Genomic DNA, 21,241 nt, shown 5'->3' with positions numbered 1-21,241 from the left:
TTAACGAAGACAATGCAGATTTTTATTTTATCTCATAGGTGGGGGAAATATTAATGTCTTTTATAGTCATCATAATTTATGATGAGATAAAATTCTGCATCCTAAAATCGGAGTATACAAAGGATTTCACGTCTTTTTACTCCATAGAGTTTGATCCTATTTTCTCGACAAATGTCATTTAAACAAAAAACCTTTCAGTACTCCTGAAAGGTTTTTTGTATGGTTTAGGTTTTTAATTTTAATCATGCATTTCACTTTCGACATAGCCTTCATCTTCGATTTGGAAGGTAGTATGGCTAATTTTGAAATTACTGGTCGCCTGATCGGTGAGTATCCGAAGCATTTGATTATGCGGAATGCTCTGATCAGAGACAACATGGGCACTCATAGCATTGATACCCGAGGTTAGCGACCATACATGGAGATCGTGCAGGCTTTTAACACCCGGAACTTTTTCCATGGTACTGCGCAGCTCATTAATATCTACATCTTTGGGAGTACCCTCCAATAATACATGAATAGCTTCCATCAGGAGTCGCCATGTTCTTGGGAAGATTAGTAGACCAATACCCGCAGAGATCAGCGGATCGGCATAATACCAGCCGGTGGTAAGCATAACCACACCAGCAATCATTACCCCGACAGAGGTCAGCATATCCGATAATACTTCGAAATAGGCACCCTTCATATTCAGGCTGTCGCCAGAACTTTTCCTAAGGATCATCATCCCGGCAATGTTTACTAAAAGTCCGATTCCGGCTACGATAAGCATGGCTTTACTCTGTACTTCCGGCGGATTGAGAAAGCGCTGATAGGCTTCGTAAAGCACATAAATGGAAATTCCTAAAAGGACAACAGCATTGATTACTGCGGCTAATATCTCGGTACGGTAATAGCCAAAAGTTTTGGAGGATGTAGCTTTGCGTTCACCAATTCGGATGGCTATATAAGCCAGCAAAAGACCTACAACATCGGTAAGCATGTGGGCTGCATCGGCTAACAAGGCCAAACTGTTGGTGATAATTCCGCCAATGACTTCAGCGATAAGGTAAAGACCACTGAAGGAAAGTACAATCAGTAAGTTTTTTTTGTGCTTACTGGAGGCTGAGGCTGTTTGTATATTCGTTTCACTCATGGTATTGGGGATTACATTTCGTAGTATAACGGATTTCTCTTTTTCTGCGGCACGTTTTGTTCACCAATCATTTCCCTCAGGTTGATTTCTATGGTCTGTGCCAGAGAAGTCATCGGGGTGTCTACAGGAGTGTTTTCAAATGGATCCTGCATGATAATAGCTGTTTTTTCAATCGCGATAAAGAGGGTAGGGATCAGGATGGTGATTCCAATTTCTATGATTAACAAAGAAAGCTGAGAATCGTCGAATCCAAATGGCAGAATGGCAGCGAATACATAGATAAGGCTATGTACCAAAATGCTGTAAGAACGTGGAAATACCGTGTTTTTGATTCTTTCACATTTTCCCATGCTGTCGCATAAACGTGCTAATGTTTCATTCAGTTGTATGAGTCTGAACTCGCTAATCAGTCCTTTGTCCGCCAATTGCTTTAGCTGCAGGGAATGCTCATCCAGTAAAGCATTGGGAATATTAGTAGCTTCTATTCTGTGGTCGATAAGATAATCCTGAACACGATCCGAAAAAGGAAGCTTTCTGAGGGATTCCCCAAGAGCATAGTTCCAGATAATCTGACGCTGTGCAAATTCCTGAATAATAGTTTCGCTTCCTGACGGAAGTGCCTGGGTAATCTGGCGGATAAATGTGCGGGAATCATTGACAATGGCTCCCCATATCGTACGGGCTTCCCACCATCTTTCGTAGGATTGTGAAATCCTGAAAGCCAGCAGGAGAGAGACAGCTGTACCTACCAATGCCGGAATAGCAAGGGGAAGTGATATTTTCTGAAAGGCCGGAAGCTGATCTAAAATACCAATAGCGACAGCAAACATGGCGATCAGTAATAACTGGGATTTGATTAAATTAATGAAATACCAGATGGATATTTTCTTTTTTAGCAGCATAGTGTGTTTTGTTATTGTTTGTGATGTATAAAATGAAAAAGCGTTTTTTTATTAAAAAAATGTCAGTCCGGATGTTTAATGGAAATGACGATAAATGATAATTATAGCGTAATAATTAATAATACTAAACAATATAAAATTAAACTTTTGAAACCATATTCAATTATAAAAATGCTTCAAAATATTACACCTGGTTTATCCGGACTGACGTGTTTACATTAGCGTGTGTTTTTGGGTTAATGTAAATTTATTTTAATGTTCGTGCTCACCAACATTGGTAAGCTTAGCATTCACAAAGAAGGCTCCTTTTACAACAATTTTAGCATCAGGCGCAAGCTGCCCTACAGGCGTTATTGCCGTATAGCCCATGTCGGATGTTCCTTTTACGACCTCTACTTTTTCGAAGTTGATGGTTTTAGCATGTGACTTCTCGGCAGGAGCAGCTTCTTTTTTATCATCTGATGCTGCTTCTTCATGTGCTTCCGGCTTTTTATTCGTTTGTATAAAGACATAGAATTTACCATCAGCTTCTACAATCGCTTCGGTTGGAATAGCAGGAGTTGTGCTGTGATCCAGACTCACCACTCCGGTAATGTTCATACCATCGATAAGTCCGGTTTTGTTACCGATTACAGTACAGTGTACTGCAATTGTTTTGCTTTCGTTCTCAAAGGAAGACCCAATGCTGTATACCTTCGCATCGTATTCTGTTTCAGGATTGTTGGTGAGTTTGAAATGTACAATCTGACCAATACGCATTCTTGGGAGGTCTTTTTCAAATACCTGTAAATCCAGGTGAAGCGAAGTGTTGTCTATAATTTCGGCAACGGGAGCAGATACATCTACATAACTGCCAATCTGCGCTCTGATATTACTAATCGTCCCGCTGATAGGAGCGGTAATAGTCAAACCTGTTCTCATACTTGCGTTGGTAACAGAAGCCGGGTTGATACCCATCATTTGCAGTTGTCGGGCTAAAGAAGCCTTTTGGGTAGACAATGTTCTGAGTTCGGAAGAAGAACTCTGCAAATTCTTTTTGGTTCCCGCATCATTAGTATACAATTCATTTTGTCTTCTATATTCCTGTTCGGCAAAAGCTATTCTGCTGATAGTGGTAAGATACTGCTCCTGTACGCGGATGTATTCCGGATTGGCAATGGTGGCAATAACCTGACCTTTGCGAACATAGTCGCCTTCCAGGATATTAAGTGTTTTTACAACCCCGCTGAAAAGAGCTGCTACAGTTGCTTTATTGTTGTTGGGAACACGAAGCAGACCATTGGCTTTTACAGTAGCCGTTAGTTCCTTCATTTCTATTGGACCTGTAGTTACGCCTACTGACTGTATCTGGTCTTCGGTAAGGCTTGCAATAGTCGGCGCTGCCTCTTCATGGTCCTTAGCTTTTGCCGGCTGTTCGGTCTTAGCCTCGGGAGCAGCTTCTTTTTTGCCACAGCTGGTGAAGATTAAAGAAGCGGTTATCAGGTAAATTATGGTTTGTTTCAGTTTCATTTTATTGATTAATTATAGAATTAATAATAACCACAGATTGGTTTACTTGCTGTATGGATTCCAGATATTTTAGCTGGATATTGGTTGTTGTCTGCAGGGCGAAAAGATATTCTACATAAGAAATATCTCCGGTACGGTAACCGAGTTGTGCTGCTTTAGCAATTTTTTCGGCATTAGGAATGGCTTGTTGTACATAGTAATTGTACTGATCCACATCCTGTCGGTATTGGCGCATAGCGGTATCAAACTGTGTGGTCAGCTGTTGCTGCTGCAATTTGGCATTGTTTTCGGCAGCCTGTCTTTGGTATTCCAGTGATTGTATTCTGGCTTTGGTCGCACCAAAAGTAAGCGGAATGCTTACACCAACGTTTACCGAATTAAAACGGTTCCAGCCATTATAGTATTTTTCGCCGCCATTATTGGTAGGATGCATACCCGTAAGGGACTGGCTGGTAACACCTAATGTAAATTCCGGTAAGCCCTGAGCTTTTTCTATTTTTTTGTTTTTCTCAGCAATTTCCATTTCCTGATAAAAAGCTCTTACCGAAGGATTATTGGCAATTACACTACTGTCCAGCACATAGTCTATTTTTAAAGGGAGATACGCCTCTTTAGGAGCTACTTCTATAGACTCTGAAGTGTTCAGCAAGGTTTTCAGATTCTTGTAAGCATTGTCCAGATAGACCTGGTTCTGTTTAAGCAATAAGTTAATTTCTCCTTTTTGGGTTTCTGCAGTACTGATTTCAATTTTCTTGATATCGCCGGCATTATACCTTACAGTGGCAATACGGATGAAGTCCTGATAGAGATTGTCCAGGCTCTCCAGTTTGGTTTTGTTAAACTGCAGGTATTCAATCTGGTAATAATAAGATCTTACCTGTCTCAACAATTCATTTACAGAGACTTCTTTCTCAATCTGTCTGCTTTTGATATTGGACTCTATCAGCTCCTTTCTCGCCTTGAAGATCGTAGGGAAGGGCACAGTCTGAGAGATCGCAAATGAATTGTCGAACTTCGGACTGTTGTATTGCCCCAACTGTGCAGATACACTTAGTTGTGGCAGTTCTTTAGCCGTTGGCCTTAGTGCTTTGGAAGTCATAATATTCAGATCTTTGGACTTCATGAGCAGATTGTTTTCTACAGCCATTTGTGTGGCCTGCTGAATATCGATGGTTCTGGTCTGGGCTTTCAGACCTTGTCCTGCCAATCCTGATAACATAATGAATAGTACAATTACAGTTGCCTTAGGCTTCATCTTTAGAATACGGCCTTTTACTTTTTCACTGAAAATAATATATAACATAGGAAGTACAAATAGGGTAAGGAAGGTTGCTGTAATCAGTCCGCCGATAACTACTGTGGCCAGTGGTTTTTGTACTTCGGCACCTGCTCCTGTAGATATAGCCATTGGCAGGAAGCCTATAGAAGCCACGGTAGCGGTCATCAGAACCGGACGCAGTCTGGTTTTGGTGCCTTCAATAACTCTTTTCAGCACATCGGTTTCACCTTCTTTTTTCAGCTGATTAAAGGTGCCTATAAGGACAATACCATTAAGAACCGCAACACCAAACAGGGCGATAAATCCGATTCCGGCACTGATACTGAAAGGCATTCCCCGAACCAGAAGGGCAAATACACCTCCAATAGCACTCATCGGGATCGCTGTAAAAATTAAGGCAGCCTGTTTGAAGGAGTGAAAGGTGAAGTATAACAGCATGAAAATTAAAAGTAATGAGATGGGTACAGCAATCATCAGTCGGTCGCTGGCTTCTTTAAGGTTCTCGAACTGACCTCCATAGGTAAAGTAATAACCGGATGGCAGTTTTATTTCTTTATCCAGTTTTTGCTGAATATCTTTTACAACGCTGGCAACGTCGCGGCCACTTACATTGAATCCGATTACAATTCTTCGTTTTCCGCCCTCACGGCTTATCTGTGCTGCGCCTAATTTGTAATCGATATTGGCCACCTGCGAAAGCGGAATTTGTAAACCGGATTTGGTAGAGATCATCAGGTTGTTGACATCGTCTATATTGGTACGGCGAAGGCTGTCCAAACGTACGACAAGATCGAATCTTCTCTCGTTTTCATAAACCTGTCCTGCTGCTTTACCGGCAAAGGCGGTACTGAGGACATCGTTGACATCCTGAATGCTGAGTCCGTAGTTGGCCATACGAGTACGGTCGTATTGTACATTGATCTGTGGCAGGCCGCTTACTCTTTCGATTTGTGGTGCGGTAGCTCCGGGAACGGTCTGAATCACTTTGCCTACTTTATCGGCATATACAGCAAGGGAATCCAGATTCTCACCAAATATCTTTACCGCTACATCCTGGCGGATACCCGTCATGAGTTCGTTGAAACGCATCTGGATAGGCTGGTTCTTTTCGAAGAATACCCCCGGAATAGTTTCCAGTTTCTCACTGATCTCATCAGCCAGTTCATCATAAGATTTTTTAGTTTTCCATTCGCTTTGTGGTTTCAGGACCACAATCATATCTGTGGCCTCAGGCGGCATAGGGTCGGTAGGTACTTCGGCGGCACCGGTTTTTCCGACTACCATTTTTACTTCATCAAAGCTTTTGATAATTCGCGATGCCTGCATAGAGGTTTCGATACTCTGGCTGAGTGAACTTCCCTGCGGAAGAATGCAGTGGTAAGCAAAGTCACCTTCCTGCAGCTGAGGTATAAACTCGCCACCCATATTTTTAAATATGATGAGTGTACCAAAGAATATAAAAGCAGTACCTGCTACCAACCAGTATTTTATTTTAATTGCTTTCAATAGCAAAGGCTGATAAATACTTTGTAGTTTATTCATCATCTTATCCGAGAAAGTTTCCTTGTGAGAGATCTTCTTAGACAAGAACAAAGCACTCATCATCGGGATATACGTCAAAGAAAGGATCAAGGCTCCCAGAATAGCAAAACCTACTGTTTTAGCCATTGGTGTAAACATCTTGCCTTCCACACCTGCAAGGGTAAGGATCGGAATATATACGATAAGGATAATAATCTCACCAAAGGCAGCACTGCTTCTGATCTTGGAAGCCGAAAGGAATACCTCTTCGTCCATTTCTTTTTGGGTAAGCCTGTTGACGGACTTTCTGAGGCCGAGGTGGTGGAGTGTAGCCTCTACAATAATAACGGCACCATCTACAATAAGACCAAAGTCTATTGCTCCAAGGCTCATCAGGTTGGCACTAACGCCAAAAACATTCATCATTCCTAAAGCAAACAAAAGTGACAACGGAATAGCAGAAGCTACGATAAGGCCGGCTCTGAGGTTTCCAAGGAATACGACTAATACAAAAATTACGATAAGAGCACCTTCAATAAGATTCTTCTGTACGGTGCCTATTGCTCTTTCTACCAGATCTGTACGATCCAGGAATGGTTCTATAACAACGTCATCCGGAAGAGACTTCTGAATGGTCGGGATTTTAGCTTTTACATTGTTTACGACTTCGTTACTGTTAGCGCCTTTCAGCATCATAACAATACCACCCACAGCATCAACTTTTCCGTTGTAGGTAAGGGCACCATAACGTACAGCACTGCCAAAGCGTACATTGGCAACGTCTTTTATAAAGATCGGTACACTGCCGGTTTCGTCTTTTACTGCTATATTTTTAACATCATCCAGCGACGTAACAAGACCAATACCACGGATAAAATAGGCATTGGGTTTTTTGTCGATATAAGCACCTCCGGTGTTCTGGTTGTTCTTTTCCAGTGCATTGAAGATGTCGGTAACACTAATGCCCATTGCCCGCAAACGGTTAGGGTCTATTGCTACTTCATATTGCTTTAGTTCACCACCAAAGCTGTTGATTTCTGCTACCCCGGGTGTTCCGTTTAGCTGTCTGCGGACAATCCAGTCCTGCATCGTACGAAGGTCCTTGGCGCTGTATTTTTTCTCGCTTCCTTTTTTAGGGTGCAGGATATACTGGTATATTTCTCCCAGTCCTGTACTTACAGGTGCCAGTTCGGGTGTTCCCACACCTTTCGGAATCTCTTCGGAAGCTGTTTTTAGTCTTTCACCTATAAGCTGTCTGGCAAAATAGATGTCTACATTTTCGTTAAATACAACAGTAATAACAGACAGTCCGAAGCGCGAAATACTTCTGGTTTCATGTATGCCCGGTACATTGGCAATACTTTGTTCTATGGGGAAGGTTACAAGCTGTTCTACTTCCTGACCTGCAAGAGTAGGGCTTACAGTAATAATCTGTACCTGATTGTTGGTGATATCCGGTACGGCATCTATCGGAAGCTTTGTAGCGCTCCATACCCCCCAGATCACCAGTAAGAGTGTCATAATACCAATGACAATTTTGTTATTGATACTAAATTTGATGATTTTATCTAACACGGATTATAATTTAATTTTTAATGATTTAACGTCCACAGTATCAGTTCCAAACCTGAGTGTGGAAGTTGACTGATGGTACTGCAAAGATTCAACAGAATGACCGTGCAACACTATTGCAAAGTTTCTGTAGCAATTCCTGATGGCCACAAAATGCCATTAAATGATTAAAAATTAAATTTTGGGAGGCTGCCAGATTCCGTAGGTGATATCGAATGCTGACATAACAGGCGAACTGACGATTTTGTCGTAATATACCGGTGAAACGGTATTGATGCTGAGAGCAGCAAAATTGGTTGCTGTAATGTGCATGCCGCAGCATGAACATGTACAAAACGGTGAACATAAATCGCTATGGTAATCGTCCTGAGAATGTGAGTCTTTCTGGACTGTGGTTTGTGTATTGCCTGTATAGACAGATGCATCACTGCAGGATACAGTGAGCAGGAACATAAAAAATACAGCAAGTATAAGTCCTAAATGCTTCACGATACAAACTTACATACTTTTTTTGAAATTTTGTAAAGTGTATATGTTAATACTGTTATAAATCAGTTAATCTTATTTGCTTTCAATCTTATTGATAATGCTTTTAGCATTCTCATTTGCAGGGTCCAGCGCTACTGCACGTTTGTAGTTTTTTAGTGCATTGGGATGGTCTCCTTTTGTGAGGTAAGCTTCGCCCAGGCTATCGAATACATTGCCTGATTTTGGGAAAAGCCGGGTGTTGTACTGAAGAACCTCGATAGCATCATCTGTACGCTTTTTATTGAGCAGGTAATAGCCCAGTGTATTCAGGCTATCTTCGCTGTCAAATGCATAGCTGTCCTGATGTTGTTTTTTTAGCCGCAGATAGCGGGTAATGATCTCTTTGCCGTGCAACTGGTCTATATCGTTTTGCAATAATGGCATTACCTGCTTTTTGATCTGTTTGTAAGGTTTTCCGTCAAGGATATTCTGAATAGCTATGTTGAAATCAAACAGGTTATTTTGCTTGTTATTGGTCATCAGAATAACAGCTCTGCCTTCTTCCGGGCTGCATACAAGTAAAGCCTGATAATTTCGTGCAGTACCATCGTGCTCGTAATGAATAATCTTATTGCCTGCCATTTGGCCTTTAGAGCCCAGTCCGGATTGTTTGCTTGGCGAATAAGGTATCAGTAGGAAGCGGGTAGATTCCGGAGATATGATTTTGAAGTTAACTATGCTTTGAGACCATTGGTAGAAATCGTCGAGATTAACCGCTGTCCAGCCGGAAATAGGAAGATCCATAGGATCTTGCTGTCCTTTGTCGTCAAAAGCACGTGCTACCAATGGTTCTTTTTCTGTAGGGTCGATTACAGCATGGGTGATTTTGTTGGGAATAAGTAATTCTTTATATACGAAATTATTAAATGAAAGCCCTGTGATACGCTCGATAATCCTGCGCTGTAAGAATACATTATTGTTGTTGTAGGCGTACTGCGTACCCGGCTCAAAGTCCAGTTTTTCTGTTTTTATCAGATTGGCCATGTTTTCCTGATCGGATTTTACACTTTTCCACTGAACATCGGGAATACCGCTGGTATAACCCAGTAAATCTCTTATGGTAATGCTTTTGCTCCAGGCCGGAAGCTCAGGCAGATACTGAGATACGTTATCAGTGAGTTTCAGCTTGCCTCTGTCCTGTAGCAGCATAATGCCTACGGCATTGAATTCTTTGGCAATAGAACCTATGTGAAACCTGTAGTCGGTAGTTAATGGAGTATTTTTATGAGCATCGGTGTAGCCTATTGCTTTTTTGTAAACCACCTGATGATGGTCTACAACCAAAATATTACCATTAAAAAGTCCGTTAGCTGCTGCTTTTTCAAATACAGTTTGTATTTTTTGAGCTTTCTGCGTCTGGGAGAAAATAATTCCGGAGAATGTAAGACAAATAAGTAAGGCTGTTTTCATAAGGTAATTGCTGATGTTAAAAGTACTACAGCATGGGGCTGCAAATTTCTATAAGGAAACCGTCTATATCTCTGATATAAGTAACAGTCTGTCCCCAGGGCTTTTGTACAGGTTCCTGAACAAGTGTTGCTCCGTATTGCAAGGATTGCTGAACTGTATTTTCGGGATTATCGGTAATGAGCCCGATCTCTGTTGCAAATGGTTTGTTATTGAGGTTTGCTGGTGTAAAGCCATCAGCCAGATTAGTATTTGCCAGTTCTAAAGATGCGAAGGCAATGCTTGTTTCACCTGTATTGAGTTCGCCATAATCATTTTCCGGTGTTATAAATTTTCTTTCAAATCCAAATGACTTTTCATAGAATTCAATAGATTTAGTAACATTTTTAACATAAAAAATAGTATATCCGAACTTTATCATTATACTTTATATAGGTGTATTATTAATGTCGTAAAGTTAAGTAAAATTCTTTTAGATCAGAGTATCTGGCTGCAGATTATATAGTTGTGCCTGTATTAAATATATAGACTGTATCTATACTGTATCTCGTATATTTGAGCATTACATATATGAATTTTATCCTCCGTAAGACATCTAATTATGAAAAACTATAATATAGACCTTCACTGTGATCTGTTGTATTATCTGCTAAGACCCGGAACAAGAATTGATGACGGGGAAATTGGCTGTTCGTTGCCTTTTCTGAAAGAAGGCAATGTAATGCTGCAGGTAATGGCTTTGTACACGGCAACCGCGAAGGGGAGTAGGGGAGAGGGATTGAGGCAGAGTGAGATTTTTGCTGAGCTTACGCGGCAAGAAGGCTTTTATCTGTTTGATAAAGAGGCTTTAAATGACCCGGAAAACCAAAGAGGAGTAGGTATTATAGCATCATTGGAAAATGCTTCTAACTTCTGTGAAGAAGATATGGACCTGGATGAAGGCTTCAAAAACCTTGAAAAGATTATTGAGAATACAAAGGGAATTTTCTATATAGGAATCACGCATCACCACGAAAACCGCTTTGGTGGTGGTAACTTTTCCCAAGCAGGACTGAAGGACGATGGTAAAGTTCTGATAGATTATCTGTCGGATAAGAAAATAGCTATAGATCTGGCACATACAAGCGACCAGCTGGCACATGATATTTTTAATTATACGGCACAACGAAATTATAAGATTCCGATTCTGGCGAGCCATTCCAATTTCCGTTCTGTGTACCCTAATAACAGGAATCTTCCTGATGAATTGGCTAAAGAACTGATTGCCAGAAAAGGGCTGATCGGAATCAATTTCATTAAAGATTATATCCATAAAACCAATCCGGAGGTTATCTATGATCATATTGCCTGTGGTATGGAGTTAGGCGCTGAAGACAGTCTGGCGTACGGTGGTGATTTCTTTTACGATAAGGACCATCCGGATAAGTCGAGATATCCTTTTTTCTTTGAAGGAATGGATGATGCTACCGCTTATAACACAATCAATGAGAGGCTAATGAGAGTATATGAGCCGGAGGTTGTCAATAAAATCAGTCATCAGAATGCACTGCGTTTTATAAATGAATTGTGGAAGTAGCTTCTAGAAAACAGCCGGGTCCTCAGTTCTCTGCCGGACTATATTTTTATAATATTCGGATGGTGTCTCGCCGTTGATCTCTTTAAAATAACGGTTAAATGAGGACTTGGATTTGAATCCGGCTTCATAGGCAAAGGAAAGAAAGTTGATGTCTTCATCCTTTTCTATGGCTTTGTTAACGATCTGTTTAAAGTATTCTATTCTGTATTCATTGATGTAAGAATAGAAAGATTTGTGCTTGTATCCGTTGAGCATCTCGCTGATCTGATATTTGTTGATGCTGGTCTGTGCAGAGAGCATATCCAGTGTCAGGTCGTAATTTCTGAACAGCTGCTGTTTAACGACCAAGTCATCCAATTTTTCCCATAACTCCTGAAACCTGAATTCGTAATCTATTGTTTTGTTTTCTGTAACTGTTTCTGTTTGATTATTAGCTGATAAAACAGGGTTTCCGAATGTATTGCTAGAGGTATGAGAAGTGCTTTCCGGTACAAGGTTTTTTCTCAGAATAAGAAGACATATAACCAGGAGGAGTATATAAGCGGCACTTCTTACAATATCGTTAATAATCTGTGAGGCTTGAGGCTGAGTATAGAGTAGAACTTTAGAAATAATAATGATACAATCCATTAGAAGCAGACAGCCGGATATTCTTATAATAACGGAATAGTCACTGCTAAAAAGAGTTTTGTTGTGTGTCTTATTTGCAATGAATATACTTTTCAGAGGATAGTACAAATTGGTTGCAAACAGTACAATCATACTGGTATTATTATATAAATCAAGCAGCCTTTGATCCACCCTGTCAATAATGATGAAAACACCTGAAATCGTAAAATAACCAATCATCAGAACAAAGAACGGGATGAAAATATACCATTTGGTCGCAATATTAAAACCTTTTATAGATTTAGTCAGCGTGTAGAGGTATACCAAAGGTCCATAACATGCAGAAATAAAAGTATTCATTTGTTGCTTGATACTCTCGTCCGGTATGAATTTGAAGATGACAAACTTAATGATCAGATGGACAGCAATAGCCGAAAGAAGAATGATAAAAAGGTGGCTGGAGATAGCTTTCTTTTCTCCGGCTCTTAAAAACCAAAGTGATATTAATGCCTGAAAAGCGCCGATAATAACTATATATTGCATATTCTCCTTGCTCTGTTACAAAGGAAGTATATAAATGTTACACTATCATTATTTGATTATTATTTATCTATTAAAAATGCTACACTGGTGTTAATATTGAGTTCATAATTAAATAACAAATAATTAAAGCGATTTAACTTATTGATTTTTAGTATTGTATAGGTGTTTTTCCAACGAGTGATACTTCTGAAATCATGATTTTTTCTGAGGGACGAAATGAAGAGACAGGAACTTCAATTTTGCCTCAAAAAAAAATATGAAAGATTCTACTGGTTTTCACAAATGGGAAAGAGGAGCGATTAAAGTATCGGTGTTCTTCTTACTTGCATCTTTTGGAAGTATTCATGCACAGACGATTAAAGGAACTGTGGTTAGCAAGGTGAACGGAGCGCTTCCGGGTGCTAATATATCTATTATAGATGCTGATGCTAAGGCTGTTTCGTCTTTGGATGGTGATTTTAATTTGCTTTCACCAAGACTTGGAGAGGTTAAACTGAAAGTAGAATATATTGGTTATCAGACTCAAACCTTATCTATTGTCTTGAAGGAAGGAACAAACGACATAGGCTATGTTAGTATAGAACCTGAAGATAAGAAAAGCAAAGATAAAATAAGCAGTATTGAAGGGGTTGTTATCTCGACAAGAGCCAATGCTCTTACGCAGGCAAAAGCTTATGAAATAAAGAAAAATTCGAATGCCATTATGGAAGTTATCGCAGCAGATGCTATTGGTAAACTTCCGGACAGAAATGCTGCAGAAGCAGTACAAAGAGTTCAGGGAGTTGCTGTTGCCAGGTATCACGGTGAGGCAGATCAGGCTACCGTAAGAGGAACTCCTTTTGCGTGGACGTCTACATTGTTCAACGGAAATCGTCTTCCGAGTGCTAATGTATTAGGGAACAGATCTTTTGTGCTGGATGTTGTTCCTTCGGAGTTGATACAGTATGTGCAGGTTTCTAAAGCGGTTACACCAGATATGGACGGAGATGCTATAGGGGGCAGTATTAATTTTATTACAAGGACCGCTCCTGCTAAAAAAATGCTAAGTGTAAGTGGGGCTGGTGGTTATAATACATTTTCGCGCAACGGAACCTATAACGGGTCTATAGTATATGGGGACAGGTTTTTCAAGAACAAATTAGGTGTAATCTTATCTGGTGCAATATGGGACAGACAATGGGGTGCTGATTCATTTGATGCTTCTTACAATACAGGTGCAGCCAATGAAATCGAAAGAAAATCCATCAGTACAGTGATGATGAAGCGGTATATGGGGACAAGAAGAACTATTGGTCTGAATGGCGGGCTGGAGTATAAACTGAATGCAAATAATAAGATTTACTTCCGGGGAATGTTCAATAAGTTTGATGATATCCGTCCGGTTTATGAATCCTATGTAGATTATACCAATAACAGGTATCAGTACAATTTTAGGTATTCTCATTATCAGACTGAATTATATGGAATGGAGCTTGGTGGTGAGCATAGTCTGTCTTCAAAAATAAATCTGGACTGGATGCTAAGTAATTATAAAGCAGACTATTTTCTGAATACACCACCGACAAACGAAACAAAAGGACTTCCGATAGCAACATTCAGGCAGAAAATAACCAGTGGCTTTAACAATCTTACAAATGGTAAACGCTATTGGGGATTTGATTCCCCACAGGGAATTGGCGGAGAGTATATGGATTATAACTTTGATGTGAAAGATCAGAATGAAAAAATGAGTCCTGATAAGCTTTTGCTTTCTCAGCTGGTTATCGCAAAGCTGGATAACAGCGAGCGGGATAAAATTGCAAGGCTGAATTTAAAATATGATGTAAGTCCTAATGTTACATTGAGAATAGGGGCTAAATACAGGGAGAAAGACAGAAATAGCACCTATGGTTACAGTGCTGTATACCTGCCTGGTGCTTCGGTAGGTATTCCAAATGCACCGGCTTTGTTAGCGCTGTCTCAGTTGTCTACGACAGAACCGGCTAAAGGTGTTCGTTTCTTAAATGGGATGAATGGTGATTACAGCTCATATGTTATGAATCCGCCTACAAAAGATCAGTTATTTCAGATGTATTCGCCAGAGTTTTTGCAAAAGAACGGTTTCAGAGACTTCTCGAATACAGCAAGTAATGCAACAAGTGTATATACCGGTGAAGAATCTGTTTTTGCAACCTATGCAATGGCAGAAATTAAAGCAGGAGACAAACTTAAGATTATCGGTGGATTCAGAAATGAAACAACGAGGCTGACCTTAAACGGAGCAAAATCTACAAAAGAAGGAAATGCAACTGTCATCAGTCCGTCGGTTGTAGAGAGTAATTATAATGCGTTCCTCCCAATGCTTCACTTGCGGTATAATCTGTCTTCTCAGGCCAATCTGAGGTTTGCCTATACCAGATCTTTTATCCGTCCTAATTTTGGAGATATGTCGCCCGGATCCAGTATAGATAATACGACAAGTCCTTTTACCATTACAAGAGGAAATCCGGATCTGAGACCGACTTTCAGCCATAATCTGGATCTTATGGGGGAGTATTATTTTAAAAATATAGGAATTCTTTCCGGCGGTGTGTTTTATAAAAAGATCTCGGATATTGTTTTTTCAGATACTTCTGTAATGAATATCGGAGGTACAGACTACAGGGTAACTCAGTCCAAGAATTTACAAGATTCAAACTTATTAGGCTTTGAGGCCGGAATTAATAAGCGTTTTGATTTCCTGCCGGGGTTCTGGAATGGTTTCGGTGTTGAATTTAATTACACCTTTATCAACTCGAATGTAGAAGTGCCGAGAACAGACAAAAATGGTGTACAGTATTTTGATAAAACATCACTTCCTAATCAGTCCAAAAACCTCTTTAATGCTATTCTGTATTACGAAAACAAAAAACTAATGCTTCGTCTGGCCGGAAATTACAGAGGGAAATCGGTTGAGACAATTAATCAGAACCTTGGACCGCAGTACTATATCTGGTCAGATAAGAACTTTACAATCGATTTTTCAGCCAGTTATGATATTAGCAAGAGTGTCAAATTGTTTGTTGAGCTCAATAATTTAGGAAATGAAAGCCTTAGGCAGTATATGGGAGATAACAAAAAAAGAATTACCTCGCATGAGTGGTATGGAAGCAGAGGGCAATTAGGAATCCGTTGGCAAATATTTTAAAATTTATATATGAAAAAACTAATTTTAATAACTTCATTATCAGTATGTAGTATGAGTGTGTGTGCACAGATTAATGACAGTCTTCGTCGTGTTGTGAAAATGGAAGGAGCGTTTAACTTCCGGGATGCAGGAGGTTATAAAACCGCAGACGGTAAAGAAGTGGTTCTGGGGAAGATTTACCGTAGTGATGCAATTGATAAATTGTCGGATCGTGATCTGAAAACATTTAAAAACAAGAAGATAAGTACTGTTGTAGATTTTAGAGGAGTTGAAGAGGCGAAAAAAGCTCCGGACAGGCTTCCGGATCATACAAGCTATCTGCTTTGCCCTGCAGGAAGTAATGATCTGCCTAATGCACAAAGCATTGCAAACATGCTGAAAAACAAGAACTTTTTGTTCGATATGTATGGAGAAGGTGGATTACCTTACTTTGGGGAAAGATACAGACCGTTGTTTGTAAAGCTGTTGACTTTGCAGCCTGATGAGGCTCTTTTATACCATTGTACAGGAGGGCGAGACAGAACAGGAATGGCTTCCGCCTTATTTCTGAAAATACTGGGAGTTCCACAGGATGTTATTGAGAATGATTATGTTGCCTCTAACTTCTATCTGGCAAAGAATCCTACAATGAAGAATATGTATGCCGGTCTTTCCAAGATGTCAGGATTAAGCGATGCTGAAATAAAACAGCAGATGGAATTACGCCCTGAGCTTATCAGGAACTTCTTTAATAGTATTGATAAGAAGTACGGAAGTATAGAGAATTTCTTTCAGGTTGAGATGGGAATAGGTCCTAATGAAATTGCAATTCTAAAGAAGAAATATACCCGTTAATCTGACTGATTTTTGCACCCGATTAACAGCTAAGCATGTCAAGGTTTTATGTCCTGACATGCTTTTTTTGTTATAAATCTTGTGTGTTCTATAAGAGGATGGAGGTTGATATCTCAAAAGCATGTTGTTTTGTGAGGTGATTTTTTTAGTGAATTTGATATGTTTTTCAGTTTTTTTTATGACTTTAAATTGTGTCTAAAATAAGTTATTTTAGTCTTTTCAATTTTTTTGCAATAATAAAAATGACTTTACTTAATTATGTATAAATTATTATTAATGAGTATTTTATTGTAGTTCATTTATAATTGAGTTTATCATTCTATTTTGTATTTTTGTTTCTTATTTGAAACCCTGTTTTTAGGTCTGATTTTTTGGGATATGATGGCATTTAATGTTATTTACATTATTTAGAATAAATAAAAACAATATATTTGCCGGAAAATAACTCGCGCTATCAGTTGGTTTGAATGGGTCAGAGATTGTTGTTGCAAAAAAGCAAACCTGACAAATTTGAAGTATGCAGATCTGATAGTTTTTCCTAACCAAAAAATTATATTGATTCATGAAATCCCGATTGTTGTATGCACTAACATTATCTTTTTTTTCGGTGCTGAATTATGCCCAAACAGAAAACATTAATATAGGCGTCAAAATTCCACTGAAATCAGAAGTACTAAAGGAAGGTCGCTCTGTATGGGTATCGTTGCCGGAAGGCTATCAAAAAGACCAAAAAACAACCTATCCTGTAATCTATGTACTGGATGCAGAAAATAATTTCAATTATTTGTCATCTGTTTACCATTATCTGAGCAAAGAACCATTCGGAATATTACCACAGGGAATTCTTGTAGCCGTTGCCAATACAAACAGAACCCGTGATCTTACACCAACAAAATCTTCTAAGGAAATGGATCTGGGTGGTAAAAAGCAAGCTATGTTTACAGAAAGTGGTGGAAATGCAGCTTTTATGGAGTTCATTAAAGGGGAATTGTTTCCGCTCATTGAAAAAAACTACCGGACCAATGGTTACAAAGTATTTGTAGGTCACTCTTTTGGCGGGCTTACAGCTGTCAACAATCTGCTGACAGAACCTTTGTTCAATGCCTATATTGCAAATGACCCGAGTCTTTGGTGGGATAACGAACTCATGGTAAAGAAAGCAGAGGCTTCTACAAGAGATTTTAAGAATATCAAGTTCTTTTTGGCGCAGGCGAATAATGCTGAGGCAAGAAATGGAAAAGAGGACGAGCACGAAACTGCAATCGGAAAGTTTAAAAATCTGTTGGAGCAAGGAAAGCTAAAGAATCTTCAATGGAAATATGGTTTCTACGAGAAAGACGATCACGGAACAGTGCCGTTACCTGGAAATAATGATGGTTTACGTTTTATATTCAAATCTTATAAATGGAATTTCAGAGATGCTTTGAAGAATCCTGCACTTATCAGTGAACATTACCAAAAGGTATCCGAAGAGATGGGATATACTTTTAAACCTACAGAAACATTTTTCAGAAAGATTATTGATATTGCTAAAGAAAGAGCAACTCCTGCCGTTGTAAAGGAATTTGAAGCTTTGCAAAAGCAGTATTACCCTGATTCGAAATAAGTATTGTATTTTGAAAAGAATCCATGACAAATTGATTCAGTAGCCAAGTTAGAAGCTGCTTTTCATTGGGAAACTAAGCGATTTTGTTGATAATCATTCACTTTGTTTCCTTATTTTTTTATGCTGTTAAATCTTATAAAACCTGTTTTTACTTACGGATAAATGATATTTATCAATTATTTTAAATTAGTCTAAATAAAATTAGTGTAGCTTTACTCAACTTTTTACTTTTGCCGAAAGAATAATGTTAGATGGTAGGGAATGACAGGCAATTTACTTTAAGAACTCTTTTTTTTAATCTCCTCTTTTTTGTTGTTGGTATTGTAACAGTAAAGTCTCAGGACAGATCTGTTCATATCAGGTTTGAAATAACCAATACCGAATCCGTAGCTATTGGTGGGGCTATGCTTGTCTTATCGTCTGATGCTAACCACTATGAAGCCCATACTGATGTTAAGGGGATTGCTGTGCTAGATATTATTCCGGGAAAGTACAATATTCATGTTAAAAAACTTTCTTATCAGGAATATTCTACTGTACATGTATTTGCAAATGATGCTCACTTTAGTATCCGGATGGCTGAGAAAATCAGCAATATTGAAGAAGTCGTTATCACGGCCAAGGAAGGAAAGGGCTTAACTTCATCCACTATTATCGATCAACGGGCCATGCAGCATTTGCAACCCTCTAGTTTTACAGATTTACTGGAGCTGCTCCCTGGTGGTCGTTCTAGTGATCCGGCTCTGAACCAGATGAACCGAATACGACTTCGTGAGGCAGGCTCTGCAGGTAATGATTACAATACGTCTTCTATGGGAACTACGTTTTTAGTGAACGGAGCACCATTGAATTCTAATGCCAACCTGCAATATACCTATGACTTTTTAGATAAAACAAGAAACGGATTAAAGAGTAGACTTAATCTGACGAGTGGTGTGGACATGCGCAGCATTGCCACAGACCAGATTGAGAAAGTTGAAGTACTGCGCGGAATCCCTTCGGTTATATATGGTAACCTGACATCAGGGATAGTGAAGATTACTAACAAATCCGGTTATACAAGATGGAAATCCAGATTTAAAGCTGATGGTTACAGTAAGCTTTTTGCTTTGAGTAAAGGTTTTGAGGATAATGGACTAAAGATTAATACAGGAATTAACTACCTCGATGCTAAATCTGATCCCAGAGACCGGCTGGAAAGTTATAAAAGAATTACTGCTAATCTGGCTGTTGCAAAAGAATACACATCGGAAAAAGCAACAACAAGATGGCAAACCAATATAAGCTATACGGGTTCTCTGGACGGATCGAAAACAGATCCGGATGCTGATTTGTCCAATCTGAATTCGTATGAGGTCAATAACCATTTGGTGAGTTTTTCGAATCAGTTTACTTATACCAGAAAGCAACCGTCATTTTACAGAGAAACAGATATCCAGGTAACCGCTAATCAGAGATTTGATAAGATAAAACAGACCAAATTTGTCCAACTGGAGAATGCAATGGCTTTTCCTTTGTCCAGAGTTGAGGGAGAATACGATGGTTATTATCCCGAGGCTAAATATATTGCTGACTATACTGTAGATGGTAAGCCATTGGATGTTTTTGTAAAAATGGTCAACAATTTTCAGTTTAACTATAAAGCATATAAAAGTGAACTGAATGCGGGTTTTGACTGGCAGCTGAGTAAGAACTGGGGCAGAGGACAGGAATATGATATTTTCAGACCTATCGATCCCAAGTCTACTTTCAGACCACGCGCATATCGCGATGTACCTGCTTATGTAACCTCAGCATTGTTTCTGGAATCTATAAACTCAGTAGATGTTGGAAGGCACAAACTAACGCTGGCATTGGGAATCAGAGGAAATGCTATGATGAATCTTCCTTCTCATTTCAAAATGCACGGAAAAATATATGCAGATCCCAGAGCAAATTTTCAATGGGAGCTACCTGCATTCGAATTACTGAACAAAAAGACAAAAATAGATTTTACGCTGGGGTATGGTAAACAAAGCCTGTTTCCGGATCTAAATTTATTATATCCGGAGCTGTATTACAGAGATGTTCAGCAACTCAACTATTTTCACAACAATCCGGCCTACAGGAGGGTCAATTATAAAACTATGATTTATAATCCTCAGAATCCGGAGATAGAACCTGCTGTCAATGAAAAATTTGAAGCAAGAGCCGACTTAGCTTTCGGGCTGCATCAGCTATCAGTTACGGTATTTAAGGAGAAAATGAACAATGGATTCCGCTCTTTGAATCAGTATGCCGTTTACCAATACAAAAAATATAATACATCGGTACTGGATCACAATGCTATTACGGCGCCTCCCGATATCGGTACATTGCCTTATCAGACGGTTAATGAAAATCTGATCTATACAACTCAGCAAAATGGCAGCAGAATGGATAAAGAAGGTGTAGAGTTTCAGTATTCATCTAACAGAGTCCCAGTAATCAATACCCGGTTTACACTAAGTGGTGCCTGGTTCCGCACAAAATATGAAAACAGTCTTCCGCTATACAGAAGGAGCGATTATGCAACAGGAGACAGTCTATATCCATATATAGGCTTGTATGACGGGATAGAGCCCCGATCTGTAAATGAAGTCCTGAATACAAACCTGATGCTGGATACTTATATTCCGCGTTTGGATCTTATTTTTTCTTCCTCATTCCAGTTTTCATGGTATTCAGCCGGAAGAGTACTGCCAATGAATGGTGTACCAAGCCATTATGTAGACGGAGAAGGGAATATATTTCCTTTTGATCCGCAAGCAACGAAAGGAACTCCTCTGGATAAATTAATCATTGTTCAGAATAATGATTTATACAATGCTTCGAGAAGGCCTATGGAGATGAATCTTAACCTGAAGGTTACTAAAAGCTTCAGAAACAAAAGTATTGTAGTCTCCATGTTTGCAAGCCGGCTTTTCAGCTATTATGCGCCTTATTGGAAAAACGGAATCCGTATCAACAGAAAAGGAGCAAATGATCCGTACTTCGGTATGGAAGTCAATTTCAATTTATAAACCAATATAATTA

General features: G+C 39.3%; 13 protein-coding genes. 5 read left to right on the top strand and 8 right to left on the bottom strand.

The annotated features are described in order from the left end of the window. Positions 1-238: 238 nt before the first annotated feature. From AYC65_RS09070 to AYC65_RS09040, 7 genes are all read right to left on the bottom strand, one after another. Positions 239-1,135, bottom strand: coding sequence for a cation diffusion facilitator family transporter (locus tag AYC65_RS09070; protein WP_034867532.1), 897 nt, complete (start codon positions 1,133-1,135; stop codon positions 239-241). An 11-nt stretch (positions 1,136-1,146) separates the two neighbouring features. Further along, positions 1,147-2,037: a bestrophin family protein gene (locus tag AYC65_RS09065; RefSeq protein ID WP_034867531.1), complete on the bottom strand. Its 891-nt coding sequence runs from the start codon at positions 2,035-2,037 to the stop codon at positions 1,147-1,149. Positions 2,038-2,289: 252 nt separating this feature from the next. Continuing rightward, positions 2,290-3,546, bottom strand: a complete 1,257-nt coding sequence (locus AYC65_RS09060) for an efflux RND transporter periplasmic adaptor subunit (protein ID WP_034867530.1) — start codon at positions 3,544-3,546, stop codon at positions 2,290-2,292. Position 3,547: 1 nt separating this feature from the next. Further along, a complete protein-coding gene (locus tag AYC65_RS09055) occupies positions 3,548-7,921 on the bottom strand; it encodes a CusA/CzcA family heavy metal efflux RND transporter (protein WP_078674535.1) in 4,374 nt (1,457 codons plus the stop codon). A gap of 171 nt (positions 7,922-8,092) precedes the next feature. Further along, positions 8,093-8,407, bottom strand: coding sequence for a DUF6660 family protein (locus AYC65_RS21235; protein WP_034867528.1), 315 nt, complete (start codon positions 8,405-8,407; stop codon positions 8,093-8,095). Between the two features lie 72 nt (positions 8,408-8,479). Further along, positions 8,480-9,856, bottom strand: coding sequence for a serine hydrolase domain-containing protein (locus AYC65_RS09045; RefSeq protein ID WP_034867527.1), 1,377 nt, complete (start codon positions 9,854-9,856; stop codon positions 8,480-8,482). Between the two features lie 25 nt (positions 9,857-9,881). After that, positions 9,882-10,274 (bottom strand): VOC family protein, encoded by a 393-nt coding sequence (locus AYC65_RS09040; RefSeq protein WP_034867526.1) that lies wholly within the window; start codon positions 10,272-10,274, stop codon positions 9,882-9,884. 180 nt (positions 10,275-10,454) lie between these two features. On the opposite strand from AYC65_RS09040, the gene AYC65_RS09035 reads away from it, so the two are divergent. Continuing rightward, complete coding sequence (locus tag AYC65_RS09035; RefSeq protein ID WP_034867525.1) at positions 10,455-11,429, top strand: dipeptidase; 975 nt, start codon at positions 10,455-10,457, stop codon at positions 11,427-11,429. 3 nt (positions 11,430-11,432) lie between these two features. Here AYC65_RS09035 and AYC65_RS09030 read toward each other — a convergent pair whose 3' ends face one another. Then, positions 11,433-12,581, bottom strand: coding sequence for a helix-turn-helix domain-containing protein (locus AYC65_RS09030; protein ID WP_034867524.1), 1,149 nt, complete (start codon positions 12,579-12,581; stop codon positions 11,433-11,435). Between the two features lie 256 nt (positions 12,582-12,837). On the opposite strand from AYC65_RS09030, the gene AYC65_RS09025 reads away from it, so the two are divergent. The 4 genes from AYC65_RS09025 (at position 12,838) to AYC65_RS09010 (ending at position 21,228) form a co-directional block, all read left to right on the top strand. After that, complete coding sequence (locus tag AYC65_RS09025; protein ID WP_034867523.1) at positions 12,838-15,747, top strand: TonB-dependent receptor; 2,910 nt, start codon at positions 12,838-12,840, stop codon at positions 15,745-15,747. A 9-nt stretch (positions 15,748-15,756) separates the two neighbouring features. Then, positions 15,757-16,581 (top strand): tyrosine-protein phosphatase, encoded by an 825-nt coding sequence (locus tag AYC65_RS09020; RefSeq protein WP_078674536.1) that lies wholly within the window; start codon positions 15,757-15,759, stop codon positions 16,579-16,581. Between the two features lie 562 nt (positions 16,582-17,143). Next, positions 17,144-18,187, top strand: a complete 1,044-nt coding sequence (locus AYC65_RS09015; RefSeq protein ID WP_034867522.1) for an alpha/beta hydrolase — start codon at positions 17,144-17,146, stop codon at positions 18,185-18,187. A 251-nt stretch (positions 18,188-18,438) separates the two neighbouring features. Next, the gene (locus AYC65_RS09010) at positions 18,439-21,228 is read left to right on the top strand and encodes a TonB-dependent receptor plug domain-containing protein (RefSeq protein ID WP_034867521.1); all 2,790 of its coding nucleotides are present in this window, start codon (positions 18,439-18,441) and stop codon (positions 21,226-21,228) included. The last annotated feature ends 13 nt before the right edge of the window (positions 21,229-21,241 follow it).

The sequence above is a fragment of the Elizabethkingia bruuniana genome, assembly GCF_002024805.1.
Taxonomy (GTDB): domain Bacteria; phylum Bacteroidota; class Bacteroidia; order Flavobacteriales; family Weeksellaceae; genus Elizabethkingia; species Elizabethkingia bruuniana.
This window is presented reverse-complemented; position numbering and strand designations above follow the sequence as displayed.